This is a genomic window from Flavobacterium magnesitis, from assembly GCF_041729735.1.
GTDB lineage: Bacteria > Bacteroidota > Bacteroidia > Flavobacteriales > Flavobacteriaceae > Flavobacterium > Flavobacterium magnesitis.
Map to the genome: position 1 here is coordinate 1 of NZ_JBCFQK010000011.1, position 26411 is coordinate 26411.

At 31.6% G+C, this 26411-nt stretch carries 16 protein-coding genes; 4 read left to right on the forward strand and 12 right to left on the reverse strand.

All coding sequences use genetic code 11. The features are described 5' to 3' along the window. Positions 1 to 183 precede the first annotated feature (183 nt). Together AAGV33_RS08765 and AAGV33_RS08770 are read right to left on the reverse strand one after the other, a co-directional pair. The gene (locus tag AAGV33_RS08765) at positions 184 to 579 is read right to left on the reverse strand and encodes a response regulator (protein ID WP_373391596.1); all 396 of its coding nucleotides are present in this window, start codon (positions 577 to 579) and stop codon (positions 184 to 186) included. A 1-nt stretch (position 580) separates the two neighbouring features. Next, positions 581 to 2293 carry a PAS domain-containing protein gene (locus tag AAGV33_RS08770; protein WP_373391597.1) on the reverse strand — a complete coding sequence of 571 codons (1713 nt, stop codon included), beginning with the start codon at positions 2291 to 2293 and terminating at the stop codon, positions 581 to 583. A 166-nt stretch (positions 2294 to 2459) separates the two neighbouring features. On the opposite strand from AAGV33_RS08770, the gene typA reads away from it, so the two are divergent. Then, positions 2460 to 4256, forward strand: a complete 1797-nt coding sequence (gene typA, locus AAGV33_RS08775; protein ID WP_373391598.1) for a translational GTPase TypA — start codon at positions 2460 to 2462, stop codon at positions 4254 to 4256. A gap of 116 nt (positions 4257 to 4372) precedes the next feature. Here the strand turns inward: typA and AAGV33_RS08780 are convergent, their stop codons facing one another. From AAGV33_RS08780 to AAGV33_RS08795, 4 genes are all read right to left on the reverse strand, one after another. Next, the gene (locus AAGV33_RS08780) at positions 4373 to 8779 is read right to left on the reverse strand and encodes a T9SS type B sorting domain-containing protein (RefSeq protein WP_373391599.1); all 4407 of its coding nucleotides are present in this window, start codon (positions 8777 to 8779) and stop codon (positions 4373 to 4375) included. A gap of 30 nt (positions 8780 to 8809) precedes the next feature. Further along, positions 8810 to 10660: a T9SS type B sorting domain-containing protein gene (locus AAGV33_RS08785; RefSeq protein ID WP_373391600.1), complete on the reverse strand. Its 1851-nt coding sequence runs from the start codon at positions 10658 to 10660 to the stop codon at positions 8810 to 8812. Between the two features lie 64 nt (positions 10661 to 10724). Continuing rightward, positions 10725 to 11129, reverse strand: coding sequence for a response regulator (locus AAGV33_RS08790; protein ID WP_373391601.1), 405 nt, complete (start codon positions 11127 to 11129; stop codon positions 10725 to 10727). Further along, on the reverse strand, positions 11119 to 12924 hold the full coding sequence (locus AAGV33_RS08795; protein ID WP_373391602.1) for a PAS domain S-box protein: 1806 nt from the start codon (positions 12922 to 12924) through the stop codon (positions 11119 to 11121). Before AAGV33_RS08795 ends, AAGV33_RS08790 begins: the two co-directional genes overlap by 11 nt. Before the next feature lie 349 nt (positions 12925 to 13273). On the opposite strand from AAGV33_RS08795, the gene AAGV33_RS08800 reads away from it, so the two are divergent. Both AAGV33_RS08800 and AAGV33_RS08805 read left to right on the forward strand, forming a co-directional pair. After that, positions 13274 to 14338: a hypothetical protein gene (locus tag AAGV33_RS08800; RefSeq protein ID WP_373391603.1), complete on the forward strand. Its 1065-nt coding sequence runs from the start codon at positions 13274 to 13276 to the stop codon at positions 14336 to 14338. Between the two features lie 10 nt (positions 14339 to 14348). Continuing rightward, a complete protein-coding gene (locus AAGV33_RS08805; RefSeq protein ID WP_373391604.1) occupies positions 14349 to 15221 on the forward strand; it encodes a hypothetical protein in 873 nt (290 codons plus the stop codon). On the opposite strand, the gene AAGV33_RS08810 is transcribed toward AAGV33_RS08805, so the two are convergent. Then, positions 15218 to 18943: a metallophosphoesterase gene (locus AAGV33_RS08810; protein WP_373391605.1), complete on the reverse strand. Its 3726-nt coding sequence runs from the start codon at positions 18941 to 18943 to the stop codon at positions 15218 to 15220. The genes AAGV33_RS08805 and AAGV33_RS08810 overlap by 4 nt on opposite strands. 25 nt (positions 18944 to 18968) lie before the next feature. Here AAGV33_RS08810 and AAGV33_RS08815 point away from each other — a divergent pair, with 25 nt between their 5' ends. Beyond that, entirely contained in the window at positions 18969 to 20159 is a 1191-nt protein-coding gene (locus AAGV33_RS08815) for a Pycsar system effector family protein (RefSeq protein ID WP_373391606.1), read from the forward strand. On the opposite strand, the gene AAGV33_RS08820 is transcribed toward AAGV33_RS08815, so the two are convergent. The 5 genes from AAGV33_RS08820 to AAGV33_RS08840 all read right to left on the reverse strand — a co-directional run bounded on the left by AAGV33_RS08820 (position 20156) and on the right by AAGV33_RS08840 (position 26342). Further along, positions 20156 to 22516 (reverse strand): GAF domain-containing protein, encoded by a 2361-nt coding sequence (locus AAGV33_RS08820; protein ID WP_373391607.1) that lies wholly within the window; start codon positions 22514 to 22516, stop codon positions 20156 to 20158. The two genes, AAGV33_RS08815 and AAGV33_RS08820, sit on opposite strands and share 4 nt — an antisense overlap. A gap of 140 nt (positions 22517 to 22656) precedes the next feature. Continuing rightward, positions 22657 to 23715 (reverse strand): nucleoid-associated protein, encoded by a 1059-nt coding sequence (locus AAGV33_RS08825; RefSeq protein WP_373391608.1) that lies wholly within the window; start codon positions 23713 to 23715, stop codon positions 22657 to 22659. A gap of 93 nt (positions 23716 to 23808) precedes the next feature. After that, the gene (locus AAGV33_RS08830) at positions 23809 to 24348 is read right to left on the reverse strand and encodes an IS1096 element passenger TnpR family protein (RefSeq protein WP_373391609.1); all 540 of its coding nucleotides are present in this window, start codon (positions 24346 to 24348) and stop codon (positions 23809 to 23811) included. A gap of 103 nt (positions 24349 to 24451) precedes the next feature. After that, a complete protein-coding gene (locus AAGV33_RS08835; protein WP_373391610.1) occupies positions 24452 to 25054 on the reverse strand; it encodes an HPP family protein in 603 nt (200 codons plus the stop codon). Positions 25055 to 25064: 10 nt separating this feature from the next. Next, complete coding sequence (locus tag AAGV33_RS08840) at positions 25065 to 26342, reverse strand: chloride channel protein (protein WP_373391611.1); 1278 nt, start codon at positions 26340 to 26342, stop codon at positions 25065 to 25067. Between the last annotated feature and the right edge of the window lie 69 nt (positions 26343 to 26411).

Below are 26411 nucleotides of genomic sequence, written 5' to 3' on the forward strand. Positions count from 1 at the left end.
TCGTCTTGGGATTAAGGGGGAGCATGTACAAAATTAGTTAAGGATCAATCCGAAAACCTGTGGAGCTAGAAAAATTACGCAAAATATTGGTTAGCCTAAAAAGAAAAAATTCTACATTTCTTACCCCTCAGTATTCGATTTATAAATGATTAAGTATCCTGAATTTAATAGTTGTGGTAATGGTTAAATTTTAGATTCTAAGTAGTTTAACATGTTTGTTGTAATTGGTTTTGATAAAAAATCAATTACCATTGGGTATTTTTTTGATTTTTGTAAGTCTTCAGGGTCTATTGTTGAGGAGAGGACGACAATTTTAGTTGTGTTGATTTCTGAATATTTACTAGAATTAAAGTTGTCAAGAAATTCCCAGCCATCCATTACTGGCATATTTAAATCCAGAAAAATTAAATTCGGGAGTTTGTTTTCCTCTTTGTTTATAATTGAATTGAAGTATTGTAATGCTTCTTCTCCGTTTTTAGCTGTGATTATAGTTTTTGAAAAAGAGGCCTTTGTGATTACCTTTTTACATAACATAAGTGTTATTGGATCATCATCGACACATAGAATTAAATCTAACATGTTATTTGTTTTTAAATGTTAATGTAATTGTGGTTCCTTTGTTTACTTGGCTTTCAATACTAATGTTTCCTTTCATAGCTTCAACTTGCGATTTTACTAAATATAAACCTAGTCCTTTGCTGTCAGGATAATCATGAAATCTTTGGTAAAGACCAAAAACTTTATCTTTATTTTTGTCGAGATCGATGCCTATACCGTTATCTTTAAAACTAAGTTTTACTGTATTTCCAATTTGATGAGCTGTTATTGTTATTCTTAGTATACGATCATTAGATTTGTATTTTAAAGAATTAGTGAGTAAATTCAATAAAATGCTTTCCATGTAAGCTTTATTAGTGTTTAGCAGACTTACATTTTCAAGATCTAATCTTAAAATGGGTTGATGTGTTTCTATTTGATTCGTTAACTGACTAAATACGTTTTCAAAAATTTCTTTTAATGATATATCTTCTTTTTGTATTGAATTATTATCTTTTATGATCATGATTTTTGTTAAGTCTTCTATGGTTTCGTTTAATAAATGTGTTGATTTACTAAAACCATTTATTATTTCGCTTAACTCAGAATCTTCGATTGTAATGTCTTCAATCAGGTTTAATAGTCCAATTAAATTAGACATTGGAGCTCTTAAATTATGGGAGGTAATATAGGAGAATTGTTTTAAGTCTTTGTTGTTTTGTGTTAGTTCTTTAATAAGCTGTTCTTTTTCTTTTTCTTGATTTTTTTCTTCTGTTACGTCTCTTTGTATAGATACCCAGTTAGAAACTTCATTTTCAGAATTATAAATAGGAATCATCGTAAAGCGCAACCAAAACTCTGTTTTATCTTTTTTGTAGCATTTAATTTCGATTAAACCTTCTTCTTTGTTTTTTATAATTTCAAAGATTCTTTTTAAAATACTTATTTCAGTATTTCGACCTCTTAATACTCCAAGTGAATTATTTATTATTTCTTCAGGTTTATATCCTGTCATGTTAGTAAAAGCAGGATTTACATAAATGATTTTTGGTAACAGATTTTTGTTGAAATTTGCTTCTGTAATAACTACCGATTCTTTGGTTTGTAAGATTACCGTTTCTAGTAGTTTTAATCGTAATTCTTCCTCTTTTTGTTTTGTAATGTCTTGAAGTGCACCAATCATTCTTATGGCTTTTCCATTTTCATCTTTTAGTAGAAAACCTCTGTCGAGAACATATTTATAAGTATTGTCGGCACATTTAAAGCGGTATTCATCTTGCCATTTTTCGGTTTTTTGTTCAAGAAAAGAGTATAGTTTTATTGACATTTTGATGCTGTCTTCAGGATGGATATTACCAAACCACCAACTAGAATTATCTCCAACTTGATCTTCTTCATATCCAAAAACTGCTTTGATTCCTTTGCTCCAATTGAGCTTGTCTTCTTGAATTTTCCAGTCCCAAATGGTGTCGCTGGTTGCTTTGGCTACTATATCATATTTTTGATTGGACTCTTTAATTTCACTATTTGTATTTTCTAACCTTTCAAAAATAGTTTTATTTTTAGTTTTATTTTTTAATAAAACGTATCTAAAAGTTATTGCACTTAAAAGGATAAAAATAAAATCTTTTAATAAATGGAAAAGGAGATAGTTTTCAGGTTTTAAATACAGCGAGGTAATTTTGTAAAGAAAAGTCGCCAAAACACAGGCAATAAGTAGGTATATTATTGTTATTTGGTTGGTTTTGCTTTTCATTAATCAAATATAATTAATAATTTTTAATAGCAAAATATCTATTTAAACTTATTTTTTTATGAATAATAACTAGTATGTATGTTAAACGTTTATTAATTGTAAAGTATTTGAGAAATATTTTTTATATCAAAATAAAGTGTACCTTTGCAGCCATTAAAAATCTCAGATGGAATCTATTAGAAACATTGCAATTATTGCCCACGTCGATCACGGTAAAACCACTTTGGTTGATAAAATTATGTATCACTGTCAATTATTTCGTGACAACGAAAACACAGGTGATTTAATTCTTGATAACAACGATTTAGAACGTGAAAGAGGTATTACTATTACTTCTAAAAACGTATCAGTTCAATATAAAGGAACAAAAATCAATATTATCGATACTCCTGGTCACGCCGATTTTGGAGGTGAAGTAGAACGTGTATTGAACATGGCCGATGGTGTATGTTTGCTAGTGGATGCTTTTGAAGGACCAATGCCTCAAACTCGTTTCGTTTTGCAAAAAGCGATTGACTTAGGTTTGAAGCCTTGTGTTGTTATCAACAAAGTAGACAAAGAAAACTGTACTCCAGAAGAAGTTCACGAAAAAGTATTTGACTTAATGTTCGAACTTGGAGCTACAGAAGAGCAATTGGATTTCCCAACTGTTTATGGTTCTGCTAAAAACAACTGGATGTCTGATGATTTCAGAAATCAAACTGAAAACATCGAACCTTTATTAGACATGGTAATCAAAAATGTACCAGCTCCTAAAGTTTCTGAAGGAACTCCACAAATGTTGATTACATCTTTAGATTTTTCTTCTTTTACAGGTCGTATCGCTATTGGTCGTTTGGAAAGAGGTGTATTGAATGAAGGTATGCCAATCTCATTAGTTAAAAGAGACGGTAAAGTTATAAAATCACGTATTAAAGAATTACATACTTTTGAAGGTTTAGGTCGTAAAAAAGTACAACAAGTAATTGCTGGAGATATTTGTGCAATCATTGGAGTAGAAGGTTTTGAAATTGGTGATACTATTGCTGATCATGAAAATCCAGAAGCTTTACAAACTATTGCTATTGATGAGCCAACAATGAGTATGTTGTTTACTATTAACGATTCGCCTTTCTTTGGTAAAGAAGGTAAATTTGTTACTTCTCGTCATATTAGAGACCGTTTGACAAAAGAATTAGAGAAAAACTTAGCGATGAAGTTAGGTGAAACTGATTCTGCTGATAAATTCATGGTTTTTGGTCGTGGAGTATTGCACTTATCTGTTCTTATTGAAACAATGAGAAGAGAAGGTTACGAATTACAAATTGGTCAACCACAAGTTATTATCAAAGAAATTGATGGTAAAAAATGTGAGCCAATTGAGGAATTAACAATCGACTTACCTGAAAATCTTTCTGGTAGAGCGGTAGAGTTTGTTTCTATCCGTAAAGGAGAAATGTTATCTATGGAAGGTAAAGGAGAGCGTATGATTGTTAAATTTAATATTCCATCTCGTGGAATTATTGGTTTAAGAAATCAATTGCTTACTGCTACTGCTGGTGAAGCTATTATGTCTCACCGTTACATTGGATACGAGCCTTATAAAGGAGAAATTCCTGGACGTAATAACGGTTCATTAATTTCTATGGAAAATGGTAAAGCAATTCCTTATTCTATCGATAAATTACAAGATCGTGGTAAATTCTTCGTTAATCCTAACGACGAAATTTACGAAGGTCAGGTAATTGGAGAAAACTCTCGCAGCGATGATATGTGTATCAACGTAACGAAAGCTAAAAAACAATCTAACGTTCGTTCATCAGGAAATGATGAGAAAGCAAGGATTATCCCTCCAATCATTTTCTCATTAGAGGAAGCGTTAGAGTACATTCAAAAAGATGAATATGTAGAGGTAACTCCAAAATCGATTCGTTTGAGAAAAATTTATTTGACAGAAACTGATAGAAAAAGATTTAAAATCTAAATTTATCAAATTCCAATATTTTAAGTCCCAAATTCCTATTGGAATTTGGGACTTTTTTTGTTCTAAATTTTTAGCAGAATTGGAATTTTGGTTTTCGAGTTTGGAATTTCTAAAAGTTATCTTTTCAAACTGAAATGGCCTTTAATTTCCTTACCATTTTCAAGCTTGGCAGTGTACCAATAATCATCTGAGGGTAGAGGATGACCATTAAAAGTTCCATCCCATCCCTTACCTTGAGGATTGATGTCTTTTAAAAATTTCCCATAACGATCGAAAATACGGATAACCGTTTTTGAATTAAAATTAGTGTTGATTCCTTTAATGTTCCAGTAATCATTAAAACCATCATTATTAGGTGTAAAATATTTTGGAGCACCTAAAATAGCAATAGACTCATTGGCTATACCACAACCATTTTTATCTCTTACATATATTTCATGGATGCCTGCGGGAACATTTTCAAGTAAATTAGCATCTTGATAAGAACCATTAGGATCATCTAAGCTGTATTCATAATTTCCTATGCCTTCTACTACAATTAGAATAGTATTCTTATTACTTAACTCGTTTACCTCAATATTAGTAATTTGAGCAATGTCTGAAGAAGTAACCGTAATTGTTCTTGTTCTGCTACAACCATACTGAGAAGTTACCATTACACTATACATACCAGCTATATTTACTTCTAAAGTGGCATTTGTTTGATCAATTATAACTTGATTGTCTTTAGACCAAACATAAGTATAATCAGTTGTTGGAATTGCATCAAGTATTCCAGAATCTAGAGTAACATAAAAATCAGCTAAGTTTTCGCAAACATAAACATCAGCAAGATGATTCGAATTAATGTCGATATTAGGTTTTGGATTTACTCTTAGTGTGATGTGTTCACCAATTCCAAAGCAACTATTATCTGAATCATTGTCTACTCTAACCCATATTTTTTGTTCATTAGGAGAAAGTGTATTACGATATGAAGTTGTATTAATTATTTCATTTGTTTCTGATAAAGCATCCGTTTGTGTTTCATAATATTTTACGGAGTAGTTGTTTGTTGGTAAAGGAAGAAGTGCTAAAATAGTATTTTGGGCATTACTGAAATCAAATGCTGAAATACCATCATAATCATTATTTGCAGCATCGATGAAATCATCACAATTTTCGAATAAAATATTGAAATTGGCAGGAATTTGGGTTGTTGCAACTACTAAATTAATTTGTGCTACTGAAAAACAAGCATTTTCATTTTCTACTCGAATCCAAATAGTTGTTCCATTATTAGCTACATAAGCTAATGGATTTGCAATTTTTTGAGTTGAATCATTTGTGTTTGCAGCTGCTAAAGTGGTAAAATAACTAAATGTTTCAATTGTATAATTATTTGAAATTTCATTGTTTTTTACCGTTAAATTGAAAGTGGTTCTGGCATCTAAATCATCATCACATTGCTTGATAGTGGTAGAATTGACAACTGGTAAATTTAAAACTGACAAAGTAGTTTCATTCGAAATTAAACCACAGGAATTTCCAACTCTATTAATAAATACGCGGTATTTATATCCATTCATCATTTGGTTAACCGAGTTGATATTTAAAGTATTGGAAGAAGTTCCAGTATAAATACTATTATTGGTAAGATTGCTCCAAGTTGTTCCGTTAGTAGAAAGTTGCCATTGGTAACTGTCTCCATTTGCTACAATTGAAATAGAGGTGTTTTGTAAGTCGCATGTTGGAGGAATAACAGGTTGAGTTGTAATTAGGATTGGTGCGGCTGTAATGTAATTAGAATTTGGAGCTGTGTAAGCAGTTCCACTGGTAACTAATCCATTTGTATCTACTGTAGGTGGTGCAATTGCTCCAAGCATCCCATCACCATTTGAATCTAAAAAACCAGCTTCAATAACATCATTACATAAATCGTTATCGCTATCTAAATCACGATAATTTGGTATTCCGTTAGCATCTGTGTCAGTTGTAGTTTCTGTTGAATCTAAAATTCCGTCATTATCACTATCTAAATCGAGATAATCAGGAACTCCATCGCTGTCAGTATCTATTGGAGCAAGTCTTGATTCGAAAATATCAAATATACCATTGCGATTACCATCGGCAGTTGAACTTAATGCAAAATTATTGTCTTGGCTTTCTATTGCATCGGGAATGCCGTCATTGTCGCTATCGAGATCTAATTGGTCTGGAATTCCGTCACTATCGGAGTCTTTTGGTACACAAATGGCAAAAAATTGAAGTGTACTTTTATTAGCCTCGGTTTCAGAAATATTTTTGTGCGTAAAGCTGATGGAATTGACTAAATGAGTTAAAAATTTAAAATTTCCAGTTCCAGCTTCTAGTGGTACAATTCCGTTTATTTGAAATCGAATTTCGAAAGAAGAATATTCGGTTACTCCACTTTCATAAATTCCATCATAATTAGTGTCAATTAATAATTGATTGTTTGGATTGAGAACTGTAATGGTTTTATCCACATCGGTGGAAACAATATATTCAGCATTTGCATTTAATAAATCGGTTGGATTTGCAGTAGGAGCATATTCTATTCCAACGCTTATAGGTTGAGTAAAAGTCAAATTATATTTTGCGAAATTTCCTTTTCCTGCAGGAATATCAGATATAAAACTACCATCGGAACTTCCAGAAAAAAGAGTTGGACTGGTAATTGTTGAAGTCGTTAAATTTCCTGTAAACGAATTAGAGTAATTTCCAATAATTATATTCCCTGAATTTAAATTGGAAATATTAATGTTTTGGTCGCCATAAGATTCGGTACAATTTGTAATTCCGTCATTATCGTTGTCAAGGTCAATATTATCATTTACGGTATCGTTGTCAATATCAGTAGGACAATTGCTAACTGGAATAATATCTGAGAATATTGTTGTACCACAGCCAGAGATACTTCCTTTTACCTGATAAAATCCAGGTTGAGAAGGAGTGTATGAACTTGAATTGGAATCAATAATAGGGTTGTCGTTAAAATACCACTCAAAAGTATCGTAGTTCAAAATGGTATTAACTTGTAAAACTACATTTGGAATACAAGCGGATGTCCCCACATTAATTTTAGCAGAAGTAATTTCGGGTTTAGAGTCAAATCCCGAATAATAACCGCCATAAGTAGCAGATTCATTGGTGCCAAAATAAGATACATATACTTGTCGGGTTGATTTTACACTAAGATTACCACTAATACCATTGACGGTGTAGCGTACGTAAGTTGGGTTTCCTGTAACACTTACAGCACTAGCATTAATGGGATTATGATTTACTAATACAGTTGCTCCAATTTCGGTTATAATGTTTAATCTTCCTGAATAAATGGTTGTTCCTATGGATTGAATTTGAGGAATATTATCAACGGTATTTGGTGTTGCACAGTTTAAAGGAGGAACAAAAAACATATTTTGATTGGCTGTCGGATTGTTTCTTGGATTTTCCCTGTTGTAAGGAGGAGGGTTTTGTGCTAAACCACCAATACATTGGTATGCAAATACATTTTCAGTTGTTTGTACATACAAATTATTATTGATGAATTGAAACCCATCAATGGCTGCATATTCTCCAGGTTGAAGGATGTAGCTTGGTGTTGTATTTCCGTTTAAATAAATTGCTGTGTTAGGTGTATGAACAATTAACAATACAAGTTCAATTTCATCTGGACCTTCGCCTTTTACAAAAATGTATTCTTTACCAGTTTTTTCAAAAGGAACAATTTGATCAAAACCAAGATCTCTTCCTTCTGGTCTTAATTCATTTTGATTTTCAGAGAGAGAACTACTATTGCTTCCGCCAAAAGATCCAGAATTGACTGCGATAGCTTTGTCTGATTGAACTAATGCACCAATTAATTTAGCGCTATTTTTTTGGATATTTTCAATGTTTTCCAAAGCGATTACATAACTTTCATTTTTGTTTAAACTGATTACAATGGGTGCATTTATGACAGAATTATCGGCTAATACTGTTCCAACTGGGAGTTCGATAGTAATTTTTGTATTGTTTTCGGTTGCAAGTATAGAGGCAAAATTGAGTAATGTTTGGTCGTATAAAGGATTGAGCATAGCTCCAAGTCTAAAGGTTGTTCCAAGAGCACTATTTCCTTTAGAAACAATACCTCCTGCATGATTGTAGCCATTGTTTTGATTGGGTGAAGCGTTGAGTCTTACACTCACATAAATTAAATCATCAGCTTCAATAATGTATCCTTTATTAGTTAATTTCCCAAGAACTGTTTTTGGAGTCAATAATTGGGTGTCGTCTCCTCTTCCGATAGAATAGATATAAGGAGTATTATTGCTAACTGTAGCATTAATAATTTGTCCACCAATTTCTATGATTTTTATAGCTACATTTTTAGTACTTGGTGTAGAGATATACAAATAATGATCCTCAGCAGTTATATTTTCTGTTTGACTAGTTAATGGCGGGATATAATGGGTTTTACTAAACTGTGCCCAACAGTTTACAGCCATTAATATAATGCTTACTAAAAGTAACTTTCTCATTTGATAAATGTATTAATTATAAACGATTATCTATCTTTTTAATGAAAAATGACCTTTGATGTGTTTGCCATCTTCAAAAATTAGATTGAACCAATAATCATCAGCAGGCAATAAATGACCGTTTAAAGTTCCGTTCCAATTCAAATTTGAAGAGTTGAACTGTTTTAAAAGTTTACCGTAACGATCAAAAATATGTATAGTAGCTGGGGGCAGTAAATTTAAGTTTTTAATGGTCCAAAAATCATTATAGCCATCTCCGTTGGGGGTAAAGTATTTTGGATAATCTAAGATACTAAAAGAAAAAGGATTAGAGATCCCGCAACCATTTTTATCATTTGCATAGGCTATATAGTTTCCTGCTGGAATATTTAAAAATTCAGGGCTATCTTGATAATAATTTCCATCAATAGAGAATACGTAATCACTAGAACCACTGAATTCAATAGTTACGGTATTCTTATTTCCAGCAAAATTAGTTGTTTTAACTCCCGTTATTGTTGCTACTCTGTTGGGAATAATATCGTTAGAAAGTTCTAGAGTCAATTCGGCATAATTAAAACAGTTGTATGAATTTGTAACTTTAGCAAATAAAGTTTGAGGATTTGATGAGTTAATATAATTACTGCTATTTAGTATAGGATTGTTATCCGTTATTGCATCAGTTAAATTTTCGTAATAAGTAACATCGCTCAAACCAGAATTGTTATTTTTTATTTCAGAATCAGCTTGAGTTAAATCAAATAATGATTTTTCATCTTCGTCAATATCACATTGAATTAAGCTGCTATTTTTTAAAACAATTTCAGGTGTGTATTCAATTTTTATATCATTGGTTACCACACAAGCAGAAGGATTGAGAGTGACTTCAACTTTATAGTTTCCGGGGCTTTTTACGGTGTAAAAAGGATTGTTTTCTAAGTTTAATAAAATACCATCTTTGTACCATTTATAGGTGTAATTTGTTGATAATTTAGTGTCTAATATGTAATCTTCTCCAAAACAAACGGCATTGTTGGTTGTTAATAATTTATCGTTTCCTAAGTCTATAACCGAATTAAAACTGGCTGCTTCAATAAAAATAGCCGAATCATAATACGGATTTTGGTCGTCGCCAATGACTAATTTGATGTGGTAAGTAGTTCCAGCAATAACATCGGTTGTGGCGTTTAAAACTTTAGTTTGCCCTGCATAATTAATGGGACTTGCATTGTTAGGATTATTGTTAAATTGTCCAAAATAGGATTCGTTAACTGCGGGACAACTTTTAACGTTGTTATTTGTGTCAATAAAACTAATAGCTGGACGAATGTTCATTGATGAAACAGCTGTTGAAGTATTAGGAATTACAGCTAAATTTTGATAAGCTGCCGAGCTTCCTTTTTCTTTGATTAAAAAAGCAAAACCATCAGAATAGTCACAAGGAAAATTGTCTTGATATTCATTTGAAGCAAAAAGATAATTAAAACTAATAGTATTAGTTAGTGGAGTAAAATCAAATTCGAGAACTGAAGCATTAATAGAATTGATGTTTAAGGCTTGGTCTAAATCTGAATCTCCCAACCATTCATTTTCGCCACCACCTCGATTTCTTACAAACGGTCCTTCAGATTGCGTGCTGCTCCAGGTACTTAAAACTACGCCTGATTGAAACGGAAAGTTAGGGGAAGTATTTGTAAAAGATCCGTAACTATTTTTTCCCGGACTGAAGCCGTCTCCAGAAACATTTTCATTAGTTATTGCTACACAAGGGCTGTTATTGCTAATTAAGTTTACTAACTCTAAAGCGGTCTTAGTATCATCTACATTAATGGATTGTGCTCGCAATGGCGAACTCATAAAATAAAACAAAAAACAGTAAAAAATAGTTCCAAAAACTTTCATAGTCTAACAAAGTTACTATAATTCTCTGTTTTATAATGGTTTTGATTTCTAGTTTAAAGATGTTTTAGCAAACTTCTTGTTCAATTAATAAAGAAGCATGTTTTAGCTTTTCGGAACTTAGCGGTTTTACAATGTAATCTTTAATTATAGGATAGTTTTTTGCCATTTCTAAGTCAGAAGGATCAATAGAAGAGGAAACGATGAAAATCACTATTTTTTTTGCAAAGTCAACCTGAGTAAATTCGTCTAAAAACTGCCAACCGTCAAGTACTGGCATATTCAAATCTAACAAGATAACATCGGGAAGTTTTGATGGATTTGCAGCATTATTTTTAAGTTCGTCCAACGCATTTTGAGGATTGTAGAATGAGATGATTTCATCGCAAAAATTGTTTTTTGAGATAAGCATACTCATAAGTTTTATAGATAATTTATCATCATCAATAACGTAAGTAATTTTATTTTTCATTAAAATATAGTTTAAAAGTACTGCCTAATCCTTCTTCGCTTTCTACTTCAATTTTTCCTTTCATGGCTTCAATTTGGTTTTTGGCTATAAATAAACCGATGCCTTTTGCATCTTCATTACCATGGAACGTTTTGTACATGCCAAACAATTTGTGTTTGTTTTTTTCGATGTTGATTCCTAAACCATTGTCTTTAAATGAAATAATATGAAAATCTTCCTGAGTTTCATGGTTTATTTCTAATTTAGGATTTCGGTTAGGTGACTGGTATTTTAGCACATTAGTCAAGATGTTGTACAGAATATTTTCGAGATAAGCTGGTATTACATTTAGACTTAAATCAGTAGGGATACTTTCGGTAATTGTAATTTTATTCTTAAAAGGAGAAGTGATTTTTTCTATTTGAGACTTTAAATTAATTGTAGTCTTTTTGATATTGATACTCTTTTGGATGGTAATTACTTCATTGAGATTTTCAATAGTTTCGGATAATTTTTCCGTTCCTTCTTTAAACATATCAATAAAAGCTAATTTTTCAGCGGTGTTGTTTGTATTCTCGATTACATCTAAAACCATTAATAAATTACTGGTGTGCGAACGAATGTTATGAGACACAATATGGGCAAAATTTAAAAGTTTATCATTTTGCTGGCTAGTGACTTCTAATATGTGTTTGAGTTCAATTTCTTTCTCCATTGTCGAAGTTACGTCTCTTTCGATACCAATAAATTTATTGCAATTTCCTTCGTTGTCAAATACTGGAGTAATACTTAACTCAAGCCAATGTTTTTCTTTTTGCTTGTTGTAATGTTGAAAAACAACTTTAATTTCTTCCCTGTCTTTTATGGCCTGAGTGATCTTTTTTAAGGTTTCACAATTCGCTTCAGGTTCAGAAGAAAGATAATTGGGTTGGTTTCCAATAATTTCTTCTAATGTTAAACCAGTAAGTTTTATATAAGCTTGATTTGCCCAGATGGTTTCTCCTTCGCAATTGGTAATGATGATGCAGTCGGTAGTTTCAGAAGCAACTAGTGATAGTAAAGCTAAGTTTTCTTCTATTTGTTTCTTTTTAGTCATATTTCTAAAAAAACAAACTAAGTAGCTTTGATTGTCAATTTCAAACTTTTTGCCTGAAGCAACTTGTACAGGAACTATGTTTTCGTCTTTGGTTTTTATAGCAGTTTCCTTGACAAAATAAGTGTTTAATTTTATTTTGTTTTTTAAATAAAACTGAATCTCTGTTCTTTTATCTACTGGAAATAAAATGGAATTGTGCGAACCAATTAACTCAGTGTCTTTAAATCCAGTAAGTTCATAAGTACGATTATTACAATCCGTAATATATCCAGTTTTAGTGTCAATAATGATAATGGCATCATTCGCACTTGAAAAAACGGAAGAAAATTTCTCGGCTGCAGATTCCATAGCCATGGTTCGTTCTTCTTCTAAACTCACATCTTTAAAAGTGCCGTAAATTCGGATCGGGATATTATCAACCCAATCAACTTGGCAAATGCATTCTATAAATTTAATTTTATTTTTTGCCGTAGTTACTTGAAATTTACCATGAATAGGGACTTTGTTTTCCGCTGCTATTTGGATTAATTTTTTTAAATGAATTAGATTTTTCCTGTTTATAAAAGCAGATATGTTTTTATAATCAGGAATAAAAGATTCTGATACTTCAAATATTTGTTTGGTTTTAGTGTCCCAAAAAATAGTATTTTTTTTTACATTGATGTCCCAAATTCCAATTTCAAAAGTTTCTTTAATACAAAATTCCTCTTTAATTTTCATAAATAGTCATAGTAAAGCATTACATTGAATTTTGATTTTTGGGGGTTATGTTTCTATTAAAAATATAAGATCGTTTAATTTTTTTAGTATCTATCAATACTTTAACTAAATCGTCTAAAAAATAAAAATACTTAAGAATATACCAGTACACAAATAAAATCGACGAATAACATCTTTTTTTTAAAGTATTTTACTCCTTAACTAATACTGATGCTCTTAGTGGTTGGTAATCAGTAATTAAGTCGATTTTAATTTATAGAGGTATTTTTGTGTTAATAGCTTTAAACGCTCTGATTTCAAAGCTTAGCTTTAAAATAATTAGTGTAAATTTGCATAAATAAACTTATGAATGAGCGATATTTCTCCATTGTTTAAAAAGCCCAGCTATCCTATAAATCCAACTCTTTTTGATTATTTAGAACGTTTTGATAGAATTTCTAAAGTAGCCATTTCTTACCATGATTTGCTCCGATTTTCAGGTTCTATAAATGTTTATGATAAATTTGATAAAGATACTTTGTGGGTACGAGTTTTTTATAATGAATATGAAAGAGCAGAAATTGATTTGAATTTAAAGAAAGTCTATTCTTTATTGCATTCAGATGGAAATTCAGAAATTATCAAGTTTTTGAATGTCGATGCTATTGACTACTGTACTTTTGGAAATTCGAAACCTTTTCGAATAAAAATGCGAAATATTTTAAACGACAATTATGTGCATTTTTACGTTAAAAAAGCCGATGCTTCTCGAATTTATGGACTGGAATTAGAACACATTTTATCGCCAGATAAAATCAATTTTTTAGTGTACCAAGACACCTTGATTGAAGAACATATTATTGGAATTCCAGGTGATGTTTTTATGGAAACCTTACTCGAAAATTGTTCTGAAATGGAAAAATCTCAAATAGCCAAAGAATTCGTGAAATTCAATGAGCGTTGTATGATTCGGCTTTTAGGCGATATGCGAGCGTATAATTACGTGATTGTTCCTATTCATGATTTTGATCAGGTAGTTTATAAAATTCGGGCAATCGATTTTGATCAGCAATGTTATGAAGGCAATTTTAAGATTTATCGGCCACAATTTTTCAAGGAAAATTTTCCGATGATAAAATTGATAAAGGAAAAATTGCAAGACAGTTCGATTGAACAATACAAAAATGAAGAGCGAGCTGCCTTAGCCAAAAGAATTCTTTCAGCCGAAACCCGAATCCAAAAAATACTTCGCATTATGTCTAATGATGCTATTGCTCCTGAAGAACATCTCAAACAATTAAAGTTAGAATTGTATCGTTATACTAACGATTTGAATTTTAAAAATGCAACTTCAATGGGTTTTGTTTTAAGCGCAGCTTTTAAATTTGTTACCCGAAATTTTAAACATCCTGATTTGTTTAAACCCGGTTCTTAAAACTATTTTTATGATGAAAAAGATTTTGCCAATCGTTTTATTATCTTCTTTATTGAGTTTTTGTCAAGGAGATTCGTCTGTTATAACCGAATTGTATGCTTTACCAAAACAACTAAAAGAAGTATCTGGAATTGTTTATAGCAACAGCACTCAGTTAGCCTGGGTATTAGAAGATAGTGGAAATGCTAATAAAATTTATGGATTAAATAAAAATGGGAAAATTGAAAAAACCATAACAATTGCCCAAACCGAAAATATAGATTGGGAAGATATAACGAAGGATACCAACGAAAATCTATACATTGGCGATTTTGGAAATAATGACAATACCAGAAAAGATTTGGCAATTTATAAAATTGACAAAGATTCTTTGAACAATTCATCGGTGATTCCTTCGTATAAAATTAGTTTTGCCTATCCTGAGCAAACCGAATTTCCACCTAAGAAAACACAACTTTTTTATGATGTGGAAGCTTTTGTAGAGTACAAAAACAACTTTTATCTTTTTACTAAAAATAGAAGCAAAGGCTTTGACGGAACGACTTTTTTGTACAAAGTTCCTAATCAGGCTGGATTTCATCAAGCGCAATTGTTTGGTCAGTTTAAAGCCAAAGGTGGTTATCAAAATGCAGCCATTACCGGTGCAAGCATCAGTCCTGATAGGCAAAAAGTAATTTTGCTAAGTCACAGCCAAGTATGGATTTTTGAAAATTTTAATTCGGATAATTTTTTCTCTGGAAAAGTAAAAAGAGTTAGTTTAGATCATTTTTCTCAAAAAGAAGCCATTGGTTTTAAAGGCAATTCCACCCTTTTAATTGTCGATGAAAAGACAAAAAAAATAGGAGGAAAGGTTTATCTATTGGATTTAAACAACATAGATTAAAAGCCAAATCCGAGTCCAAAAGCAATTCGCGCATCATCGTCACCTTGAAAATAAGTCAATCGAGCCGTAACAATATTAAGTCCGTTAAGCCATAAACCGCCACCTACAGCCTGGTGCCATTTATTAGAGGTTTCACCGTCTAACCAAACTCTTCCGTAATCATATCCACCAAAAAATCCGTAAGACATTGGAATAATACTGCTTTTGATTTTTCCAATATAAAAACGAACATCACTACTTTGAAAGAAAGATTGATTACCTAAAAAACGCTGGTTTCTAAAACCTCTCAAATCATAATCTCCACCTAAAGTAGCGCCTTGATAAAATTCGAAATTATTATTTAAAATTGCTTTTGCTTTTAATAATGTAGCCAAAACAATTTTTCCTTGACGGTCTATTTTATGATTAAAATTGATTTTAGATTCTAATGTAGGGAAATTTTGTTTGCTGTTGTTGAGATTCATTTTCCAATTAGCAGCAACCATAAATCCCATTCCCATGGAAGGAAGAGAAATATTATCGTAATTCTCAAAACTATATTGTGCTCCAACTCCAGCAAATTGTTGGTGTTCAAAAATACCAGGATTTACAATAGAAGGAATAGAAATAAAACGATCAGAGTCGTTTTCTACTTCATAATTTTCATAACTAACTTGAAAATTAAGTTTGCTTCCTAATCTTCCAATTCTTTCTATTTGTGGTGCAAATTTCAGCATGCTAATGCGTACACGGTTGTAGTCCATTCCGTTTATTTCATCCGTATTTACGCTGTTGTTTCCATAACCAAAATAATTAATAGCAAAATTGGGACTGGTAAATTGTGTATCAAAACCAAAATTCCATTTTTCTGTTATTTTAGGAAGATCTAAATGATAATTTAATTCGAAACCATCAGTAGCAAAATAATAGTTAGCTTTTAAAGTATGCTTTAAAGTATATGGATTTTGTTTGAAATGATTTACTGTATAGTTTGCACTAATTCCTAATTTCACACCATCATCTGGATTAAATCCAATGGAAGGTAAGCCTGAAAAAGCATTGTATTTTGGTTTTTGATAATTGTAATAATTCGTTTCATAATCATCAGTCAAGAAAGTTTTTGTTCTGGAATCGGTTTCAAAAGTGTTCTTTTTTGACTTGAAATCAATAATTTTAATGTTTTTTCCGTTACTAATAGTATAATTGTCGTTATTTTGACCTCCAATCAATTTTATTTTTATTGCTGATTTTTGAGCACCTTGCAAATCAAAAATATCATCATCGTCTAAGCTGTAAATCCAAATATTTTTTGTGGAATACTTATCGAATGTTTTGCTGTAAACCAGTTCTTCTCCTTCTTTTTTAATTCGATAAACAGTAATTTCAACTTTGTTTTTAGAGATAGGTTTTATGCGGAATAAGTCTCTTTTATTGGTGCCAACCACAATGGCTGTTTTTTCTAAAACGCGGCTGTATTGACTGGCATAAGCTGTCAATTGTGTTTTACGGTATTTTAATTTTTGCTTTATCGAAGCTATAGTTTCATCTTGAACTTCGGTAGGTAAATTATTAAAAGCCGCATCAATGCTTTCGTCGCTTAAGTTTTCTTCGATAAATTTAGCTTGTGCAATCCATTCCTTTTCTCCAGATTTTTTTAGAAAAGCCAAGTCCAAAGGATACGGCTCTCGGTTGAACCATTTTACATTTTTAATATCATTTTTGAAGCTTTGCATGTGGCGAAGCGCTGGAATATTCATCAATAACGATAATAATGTTCCATCATATTTTGAAAATGCCTGATCGCGATCACGAGGAATTGGTTTGTAGATTACTTTATCGCCTATTTTGTATTCAGCCCAGCGCCATTGGTCATAATGCCTGTCCCAATCGCCAATAAGCATGTCAAATAATCTGGCTTTGATGTATTCGTTTTCGTCAACAGCATATTTTTCGTCTTTTTGTAAATTTTCAAGCAGATCATCGGTTCCAATAATGGCTTCAGATTTACCAAAACTGGCCAATTCTTTTTGACTGTCAGACGGTCTTTCTTCAACAAGATATAATTCATCGCCAAAATTCACATTGAATTCTCCCAATGCTTTTTGTTTTGGAATATAAAAAAGCTTTGGATTGCTATGAAAAACGCCAATTTGATCAGCTAAATTCCCAACCGCTAAAGGAGCATAAGGATGAGAAGTGGTGTAGAAATCATATAGAAAATTCTCAGCATACGTATTTTCAAATTCGTTTTCTACATATTGATCTTTAAAAGCCACACTTTGTAAAAATCGGCTCACGCTTTTCTTTAAAGCACGCATCACATATTCTTTGCCTTGAGCATCATCCAGACGTAGGGATTTAGATTGATGTCCACCACCAGCTCTTAGTGGTGTAACACCGCCATGAAGTTTATCTAAGGTAACACTTGGTACTTCGATGGAAGTACTGTAATATTTTCTATAATGTTTGCCAAAAAGGAAATTATAAAATCCGCTTTTTGAAGTCATTTCAGTGCTGTAAATGGATGCTTTTGTATTAGAAGGAAAAGAATCAGCATAATTATTTGCATCTACCTTTTTAGGTTCTAAAAGTGTTTTTTGAAACAATACTGTAGTTTGATTATTTTCAATTCCGTAGAATTCAACAACCGATTTTCCATTTGTGTAAGTGGTTAAGGTAGCAAAACCATTTTTTCCATAAGAAAAATCATTAGGATATATTGCTCTTGCTGCTTCTGATTTTGATCCCGCACCGCTAATAATTTGTTTGATTTTTTCATTTTCGATGTATTGCAAATTGTGGTCGTGTCCCGAAACTACAATTACATTGTCTTGATGTTGTAAAAGTGTTTTAATTCGTTTTACAAGAAATTGGTATTGCTTATTCTGAATGTCTTGTGGACTAATTCCAGATGTTTTTCTTAAGAAATTGATGAAAGAACCCAGAACTGGTAACGGAATTTTTTGCTCTAATGGGAATAATTGTTTTTCTAACGAAAATTGTCCTCCGTGTGTCCCGTTACTCATTAAAGGATGATGAAGTGCTAAAATTATCGTTTTGTCTTTGTTTTTGTTTAAAATGCTTTCTAATTCTTCAAAAAAAGCTTCACGTGTTTTTATAGAACAATCGTCATTCATGGTTGGGGTTTTGTTCCAATCTTCTAAAAACCACTGACTATCTATGGTAATTAAACACACTTGATCGTTTATTTTCTTGTCGTCAATAGGGCAGCTGTCAGCAGGAAGAAATGCTTTTTTTTCATCAAGATATTTATTAACAATTTTCTCTTGTTGTTTTAGCCCTTTAATACCCGAATACCAATCGTGATTTCCAGGAATAAAAATAGTTTTTCCTTTAAAATTTTTAGAAATAGCTAATTGGGTTGTGATTTTTTCTAAGGCAGTGTTGTAGTTTTTATCTTCTTTTTTATCCGGCATTCCTTTTGGATAAATGTTGTCTCCAAGGAATAATAACGTAGCATTTTTATCAGATTGTTGTAGTTGTTCTTGTAACGAATTCAGGATTTTTTTAGCATTTTTTTTATCAGCATTTCCAGCATCGCCAATTAAAAAAAAGCGATGTGCAATTTTTGTTGTATCCTTGTCGTTAGTTAGTGTGATTTTTTTTGACTCTCGTCCAAATTGGGAATGAGATGTTGCGCAAGAAGTAATGATGAAAAAAGCAACAACTGCGCAAAAAAATATTTTAATTTTGATGAATCGCATAACCGGAAACAATTTCATAATTTAGTAGTATAAAAATTTACTTATGAACTTTACAGATCAAGTACAAGATTTTGTTTATAATTTACTCAAAGATAAACTTTCTAGTTCATTTATTTACCATAATTTTAACCATACTTCGGATGTTGTTAAGGCTGTGCAAATCCTTTCGGAAGAAGAAAAAAATAATCCGTTAGAGCATGAAATACTAGTGGTTGCGGCGTGGTTTCATGATACGGGTTATATTCATGGTTTTGAAAATCATGAAGAAAGAAGTGTAAAAATTGCAACAGAATTTTTGAACCAATATGAAAAATCATCCGAGTATATTGATCTGGTAAATGCTTTGATTAGGGCAACAGAATTTCATTATGTACCGCAAACTATTCTTGAAAAAATTATAAAAGATGCCGATTTTTATCATTTTACAGTAGCTAATTATTGTGAACGATGCGAGCTTTTAAGGGGAGAATGGGAATGTGTCAAGCAAAAACAAACTTCTGATTTAGAATGGGCAAAAGAAAATCTAAGCGTATTGACGCAATACCATCAATATTATACGGATTATGCAATTGCCAATTGGCAGCAGCTCAAAGAGAAAAATATTAGTATCATTCAAGAGAAAATCAAACGAATGGAAGAGGATAAAGAAATTAAGAAAGAGAAAAAAAATAAGGCTGATAAGCCATTCAAAATACCTAAACCAGATCGTGGTATTGATACTTTGTTTAGAGTTACGTTAAGCAATCACACCCGTTTGAGTGGAATTGCTGATAGTAAAGCTAATATTTTACTATCAGTAAATGCAATTATTATTTCGATTGCTTTGTCTTCGATAGTGCCTAAATTAGATAGTCCGAGTAATGCACATTTGGTTATTCCAACTTTTATTATGTTGATGTTTAGTGTTGTTTCTATAGTTTTTGCCATTCTTTCCACTCGACCAAAAGTTACAACTGGTGTTTTTACAAGAAAAGACATCGAGGATAGAAAAGTAAATTTATTATTCTTTGGTAATTTTTACAAAATGCCTTTAGACGAATACGAATGGGCGATGAATGAAATGATGAAAGACAATACTTATCTATACAATTCGATGATTAAGGATTTGTACTTTTTAGGAATTGTTTTAGAGAAAAAATATAAATTGTTACGTATTACCTATAATATTTTTATGGTTGGAATTATTATTTCATTCATAGCTTTTATCTTGGCTTTTCAATCCACCAGAGTTTAGTGCAAAGTAGCTAATAATTCCTGATACGTATATTTTGTATCTACATTTCCTTCGGTATTTAATACTTTTATTCGAATGGCTTTTAGACCATAAACACCTTGTAGTTCTTCTACTTCAAATTGTTCAATGGTAGGTTCCAGTATTTTTTTGAACTGTAAAAACTGAATGTATTTCAAGTATTCTACTTCTTCATATTGATGCGAATAAACAATAGTGATTTTTTCTTTTTGAGTAATTCTTTCGTTTGTTCCTTTAATGTGTGCTTTATCGATACGTTTTTTGACTACTTCATAACGGGCATTGTAAGTACCATCAACGTCAAAGCGTTTTTCATCCATTCTAAATCGGATGGAAATAGGAGAACTGAAAACTAGAATTAGCGAACTTACTTCTAATCTATAAGGCAAGATTTGTTTCAAACGATGATGTTCTAATTCCATTTTGCATAAGGTTTGTAACTGCCATAATCTTAGGTTGTTTAAGTACATTAAATCAAAAGATTGTGTGGGAGTAATAGAAGCACCAATGTATAAATTGTGTTCCACACCATCGGTTTTAAAACGTTCATAATAATGCGGAAATATGCTTTGTGCTTCATTTTGTTCGTTATCTAAAACCGTTGCCATTTTTTTGTTTATAACAGCCATTGCATCGTCAAAATTTTTACGAGCATGGTAAAAAAGCTGTGTTTTAGAATCTAATTTTTCAAAATAAGCATCAATCAACAATTTATCTTCACTGTCAATTATAGCATTGCGTAACAAAGGATGAATTTCTCTTTCAATGTAATTTTGTATTTGTTGTTCGGTATCTGCTTTTAACTCTTTTTCAAGTTCTTTAAGGAAAGAATACAATTCAAAATTTCGTTGTTCTACTAAAGGTAACTTATGTATTGATTTCGAATTTTCGAAAATAGTTAAAATACTTTGTAATTGATTTTTTAAGTCTTCTTTTACCGTATTATTTCGATGTTCCGAAGAACCATTAATATCAATTTGACCGTAAAGCGGATAGACTTCTTTGAATACAATTTCTTTAAAAACAGCTTCGTTTCCAGAAGCTTTTGCTTGCAGATTTTTCTGAGCTTCAGCTTTAAATTTCCAATATACGCTAGAATGTATGGCAGTATATTCACGCTGAATTATAGCCTCGATTTGATTTAGTAAATCAGTATCGTGGCGTTCAAGTGTATCAACAATATTAGGCAGAATTAATTTTAAATTATTAGCATTAATACTGTTTAATTGCCTTGGCGTAGCCGAAACCATTTCGATAATTCCAAGTAATTTATTGTCTTTTACTACAGGACTAAAAATACAGCTTTTTATATTTTGGCTTAATAATAATTGTCCAAATTTTTCATTTCCAGGAATTGTTGCAAAGGTTTCTACATTAGAAATAGAAATAGATTCTTTTGCTTCTAAAAGAGCATTTAAAGAACATCCATGAAAAGCATTACAACATTCTACTTCGTTATTTTGAATGATAAAACTTCCAATGCTGCTTTCGTCAAAAGGCAATTTGACGAACTTTTTTTCTTCGTCATTATAAATACTAATTCCAATTCTCAAATCAGGGATTTTAAAAAAAGATTTAAAAATGTTTTCGGAAATTTTACTGTCTTCCTTTGTCTTTTTATCTCTTCTTAAAAGGGTGCTTTTTAAGTTAGAAATAGCACTTTCTTTAGTTGCATCAAATAAACTAATGATTCCAAATCCTTTTAAAACCCAACTTTCTAGCGGGAATTTCTCTTTCCATAAGGCTACGTTTTCAAAGTTGTCCATTAGTTCATCAATATCTTCCGGACTTAAACTTATGGCATTTTCCGAAGGATAAATTTCTATAAAATCGGCATTGTAAAGAATACGATAATGATTTATAATTCCATCAGCATCTGGAATATCATAAAATAAAGGTTTGTTGTAATCAAATTTTTGCTTGTAATAAGCATTCAAAATTAAAATACAACTAAGCACATAAAATTGGTCTTCGTTAAAATCACGAATGGTTAAATCGAGATCGCCAGCATTTTTTACAATTTTTTTAAATCTTTTAGTACGATTGAAAGTAACATTTTGAAACGGAATGGTAACTGCTTTGATTTCATTATTAGTAAGTGCCGTAGGAAATAAATCAGAAAGTAGGTTTCTGATAATTTTTTTATTGTCTTCAATAATAGAAAAATCTTTAATTCCTGTGCTGAATTCAGGAACTGACTCGATTTCTTTTAATAATGATTTGGCATAATTAGAGCGGTAATCAACATCTGATAAGGCAATTTCTTCTAGTGACTCAATGAGTTTGTGAAAAGAAATCAAGGTTTTAAACGGACTTTCTTTAAATAAAAGATGATTCATTTGCTGTTTTATTTACTATACAAAAATAGTGAATTATCCTGTTCTATTATTTTATTTTGAAATGTAGTTTTACAAGAAATTTTTATAAAAAAAATCTCCAACTGCTAAGCAATTGGAGATGGATTGAATTCTGAAAAGAATTAAGATTTTTGTTCTTTATTAAAATATACTAAGTAGTAATACATTTGTTTTTCTTCGTCCCAACCTTTTTCTACAAATTTTTCAGCACTTTCAGGATTAATGAAATCCATTTTGATTTGGATGTTGGTATCCAAATTAATTACGTTTTTAATCGATTTTCTGGCATCGCTTACTGCGGCATTTGCAATTGGGAATGAAGTAACGTCTTCAATACTGTATTTTTCTCCCTTATCAACTTTGTAGTTTTTAAACTCAGGAATCAAATCAGGATTGTCTAAAACTTCGTTTAAGAAATTTTGTTCTTCAAACTGATCGTTCTTTGCAAAATAATTTACGGAACGGTTCATGAACATTACTTCTTCTTTTTTGTCTTCGGCAGGAAAAACAACGTCTTTCGCAAAACCCTGGCAAAATTTCAAGTACTTTTTAGTGATGAAATTCTCGTCTTCAAAAGCATCTACTGATAAGAAATGCTCTAACCAATAACGCGCATCATAACGATTGCTGTCTACAGTTAAGATTTTGTATCCTTCTTCTTTTTTATGATTGAAAATCAAACAACCTTTATCTAATTTGCTCAGGTTGATTCCTTGTTGCAAAATCATTTCCAGATTCGATTCTTTCTCTTCAAATTGTAAAAAGTCACTTTGTAACTCACTTTTAAAAATTCCAATAGCGTCAACTACATTGTTGTCGATATTGATGTTTGTTAAATAAGTAACATAAACTTCTCCGTTTTTAATGTGCGGATGATTGGATTGTTCAAATAAGTGCTTCGTGATTTTTTTAGAACCTTCGTGCAAAGTGCCTGGGTTTTCAAAAATTTCGGTTGCATACTTGTACATATCATTGTAATCTAAATCAACTTCGTGTGCAAATTGAAAATAGTTTTCTTCTTTTTCTCTAAAAGGTTTAAAAAAGAATTCTTTTATAAGCGGTACAATTTCATCTTGTAGATTAAAAGGCTGCTCTGATAAAAAGATAGATTCATTTCGGCTTTTATTTCCTACTCTGTGAATAGAAAGTGTCTCGATGTGTGTGTTGAATAAGTTAATCATGTAGTTGTTTTGTTTTTAGATGCGAGAGCCAAGAAAAAAGACATTTTTTTGAGGTCTTTCATCTTGGCTCTTGATTCTTAATATCGGTTTATTCTAGTTCCAATTTTCTTCAAAGCCGTAATCTTCGTAGCTGTCGTCGCCTTCAAACATATCCATGTCATCTTCATCCAGACCATCTTCAAATTCATCATAAAAATCATCAGCATTATCCGCTTCAAAGTTTTTCTCTAAAGCTTCGTCTGGCATTTCACCGTGAGAGAACAAGGTTTCTGGATATATTGCTCCCGCAGTTTGTTCTTCGATTGCTGCAAGTTCCACTAAGAAAGTCCACATATTGATAAAATCATATACATAAATGATTTTTGTATTTTCCTGGTCAAGAATGTCCGAAAGTTTATAATCACTCATGATTTTTTGTTCACCAGGAACATCTCCAGTGTCAAAAAACGAAATTTCATCTTCTTGATTCCAAGTTTCATCGCAAGTGTAAAAAGAAGCAACTTCCATACCATCAAACCCAAAGGAATTGAAGATAGCATTGTGTAAATCTTCTAAAGTATCGTCATCTAGTATAGCGATATCTCTAAAAATATCTTCTTCTGTGTCTAAGATTACTCTAAATTTATAAACCATAATCGTTGTTTTTGTAAAAAAGTCAAAGGTACATTTAATCCTTTTTAATCCCAATGCGATTTGTGAATTTTTATAAACAAACCACGATAGTTTTGATAATGAATTAGTTGTTACGTTTGAACCGTTTTATGATTTTATGGTAGTGTTTGCTGTAAGTACTGTGTGCAGGATATTTACGGCTGGAGGTCATGTTGTTAAAAATTAAAGCAGTAAAAAACAAGATTAATACTCCCGTTAACACAGGAGATAATACATACCAATAGCCTAAATCTTTAATTCTGGGTGTGCCAATAATGGCTATCAGAGCAGTTGCTCCCCCAGGTGGATGCAAGGTTTTTGTTATTTGCATAAAAACTATCGACAATGAAACCGCTAACGGTGCTGCAATGTACATAGTATGAGGTAGTAAATAATTAATGCTTACTCCAATAAAAGCAGAAATTAAATGCCCTCCAATAAGATTTCTGGGTTGGGAGAATGGACTTTCGATGATTCCATAAACTAATACGCTGGAAGCACCAAATGAACCAATAAGATACACAAAATCCTGATGTGAAAATTGACGGCTTTGGAAAAAAGCAATGACCCCAATTCCAATAAATGAACCTAAAAACGACCAAAACTGCTCTTTGTAATCAATTAAAGTCTCTTTGTATAGAATGTAGCGGGTTTTACGAAAACTGCGTTTAATTTTAGAAGTCGGCATGATTTTAAATTTAAATACTTGGAACAAAGGTGTAAACCGTTTTAGGGTAGATCATTTTTGCGGTATATTTAGAGATAAGGCAGGTAGCTAATATTGGAAAAAATAAAGTGTAATTGTTTGTAAGTCCGCAAACCAAAAAGATTGCCGTAAATGGTGCATGGATACTGGCGCTCAAAACCGCAGCCATACCAATTACCATAAAGTTAATAGGGATGATTTGTGTATCGAAAAAAGTATTGAGTACAGAAGCAACTAATATGCCTAAAAATGCACCAATAAACAGGCTAGGTGCAAAAACACCACCATCGCCTCCAGAGGCAAGAGTCACGGATGTTACAATAGGTTTCAATATTAAAATACTTATGAATGTAAAGGCCAAAGTAAGCGTTAAAGGAATTGGGTTTTCACTGTTGATAATAATATTTTTAATGGCATGATAACCTTCTCCGTATAATTGTGGGAATATAAAAAGTGAGACACTCAAAATTACAGAGCCAATAATGATTTTGTGATAATGAGTCGAAATTTTCGAAAATTGGGATTTGAAAAATAAAACACATTTAGTCAAATAAACTGAATTTATTCCAGCTAAAATTCCGAGTAAAATAAAGTAAGGAATCGCTCTTAAATGCCAAGTAGTAATAGAAACGGCAAATAAAGGCTCTTCTTTTAATAAAGTCAAAAGACCAAAAGCAATCGATACCGCTATTAGATTTGTAATGATAAAAGCACGGGTTACTTTTCTCGAAATTACTTCGAGAGCAAATAAAATTCCAGCAATGGGGCTGCTAAATAAAGCCGTAATTCCCGCTGCTACTCCGGCACAAATGAGTTCTGTTTTGTATTGACGAAAGATATTTTCTTTTTGATGTGCTACAGATCCAATAGTGGCTGTTGCAACAACGGTAGAAACTTCGATACCGGTAGAACCTCCAAAAATAACGGTTAGTAATCCGTTGATGGTATGCGATGGGATTTTATAAGAAGGAAGATTTTTTGTTTTAGAATTGGTGCTTTCAAAAACCTCTTTTATACCTTTGTTTTCTTTTCTCTTAAAAAGATATTGACGTAAAAAATAAATTACCGACAAACCAAAAACAGGAAATAAAACATAGAAAAACGGATTTACATTGGCTTGGTGAAAGAATATTTCTTCATAATATTCTGTGATTTTTTTTAGACTAATCCCTAAAAGAGCAGAGAGAAAACCAATTAAAAGAGAGACGATTACTAGTTTTTGGAATTTAATAAGTTGGTAGTTTTTTTTAATTTGTGCGGTAGTTTTCATTACTTGAAATCTTTATTGAATGGCAAAATTATGTGAAAAAAAAACAAAACCTGCGTTTTCGCAACAAAA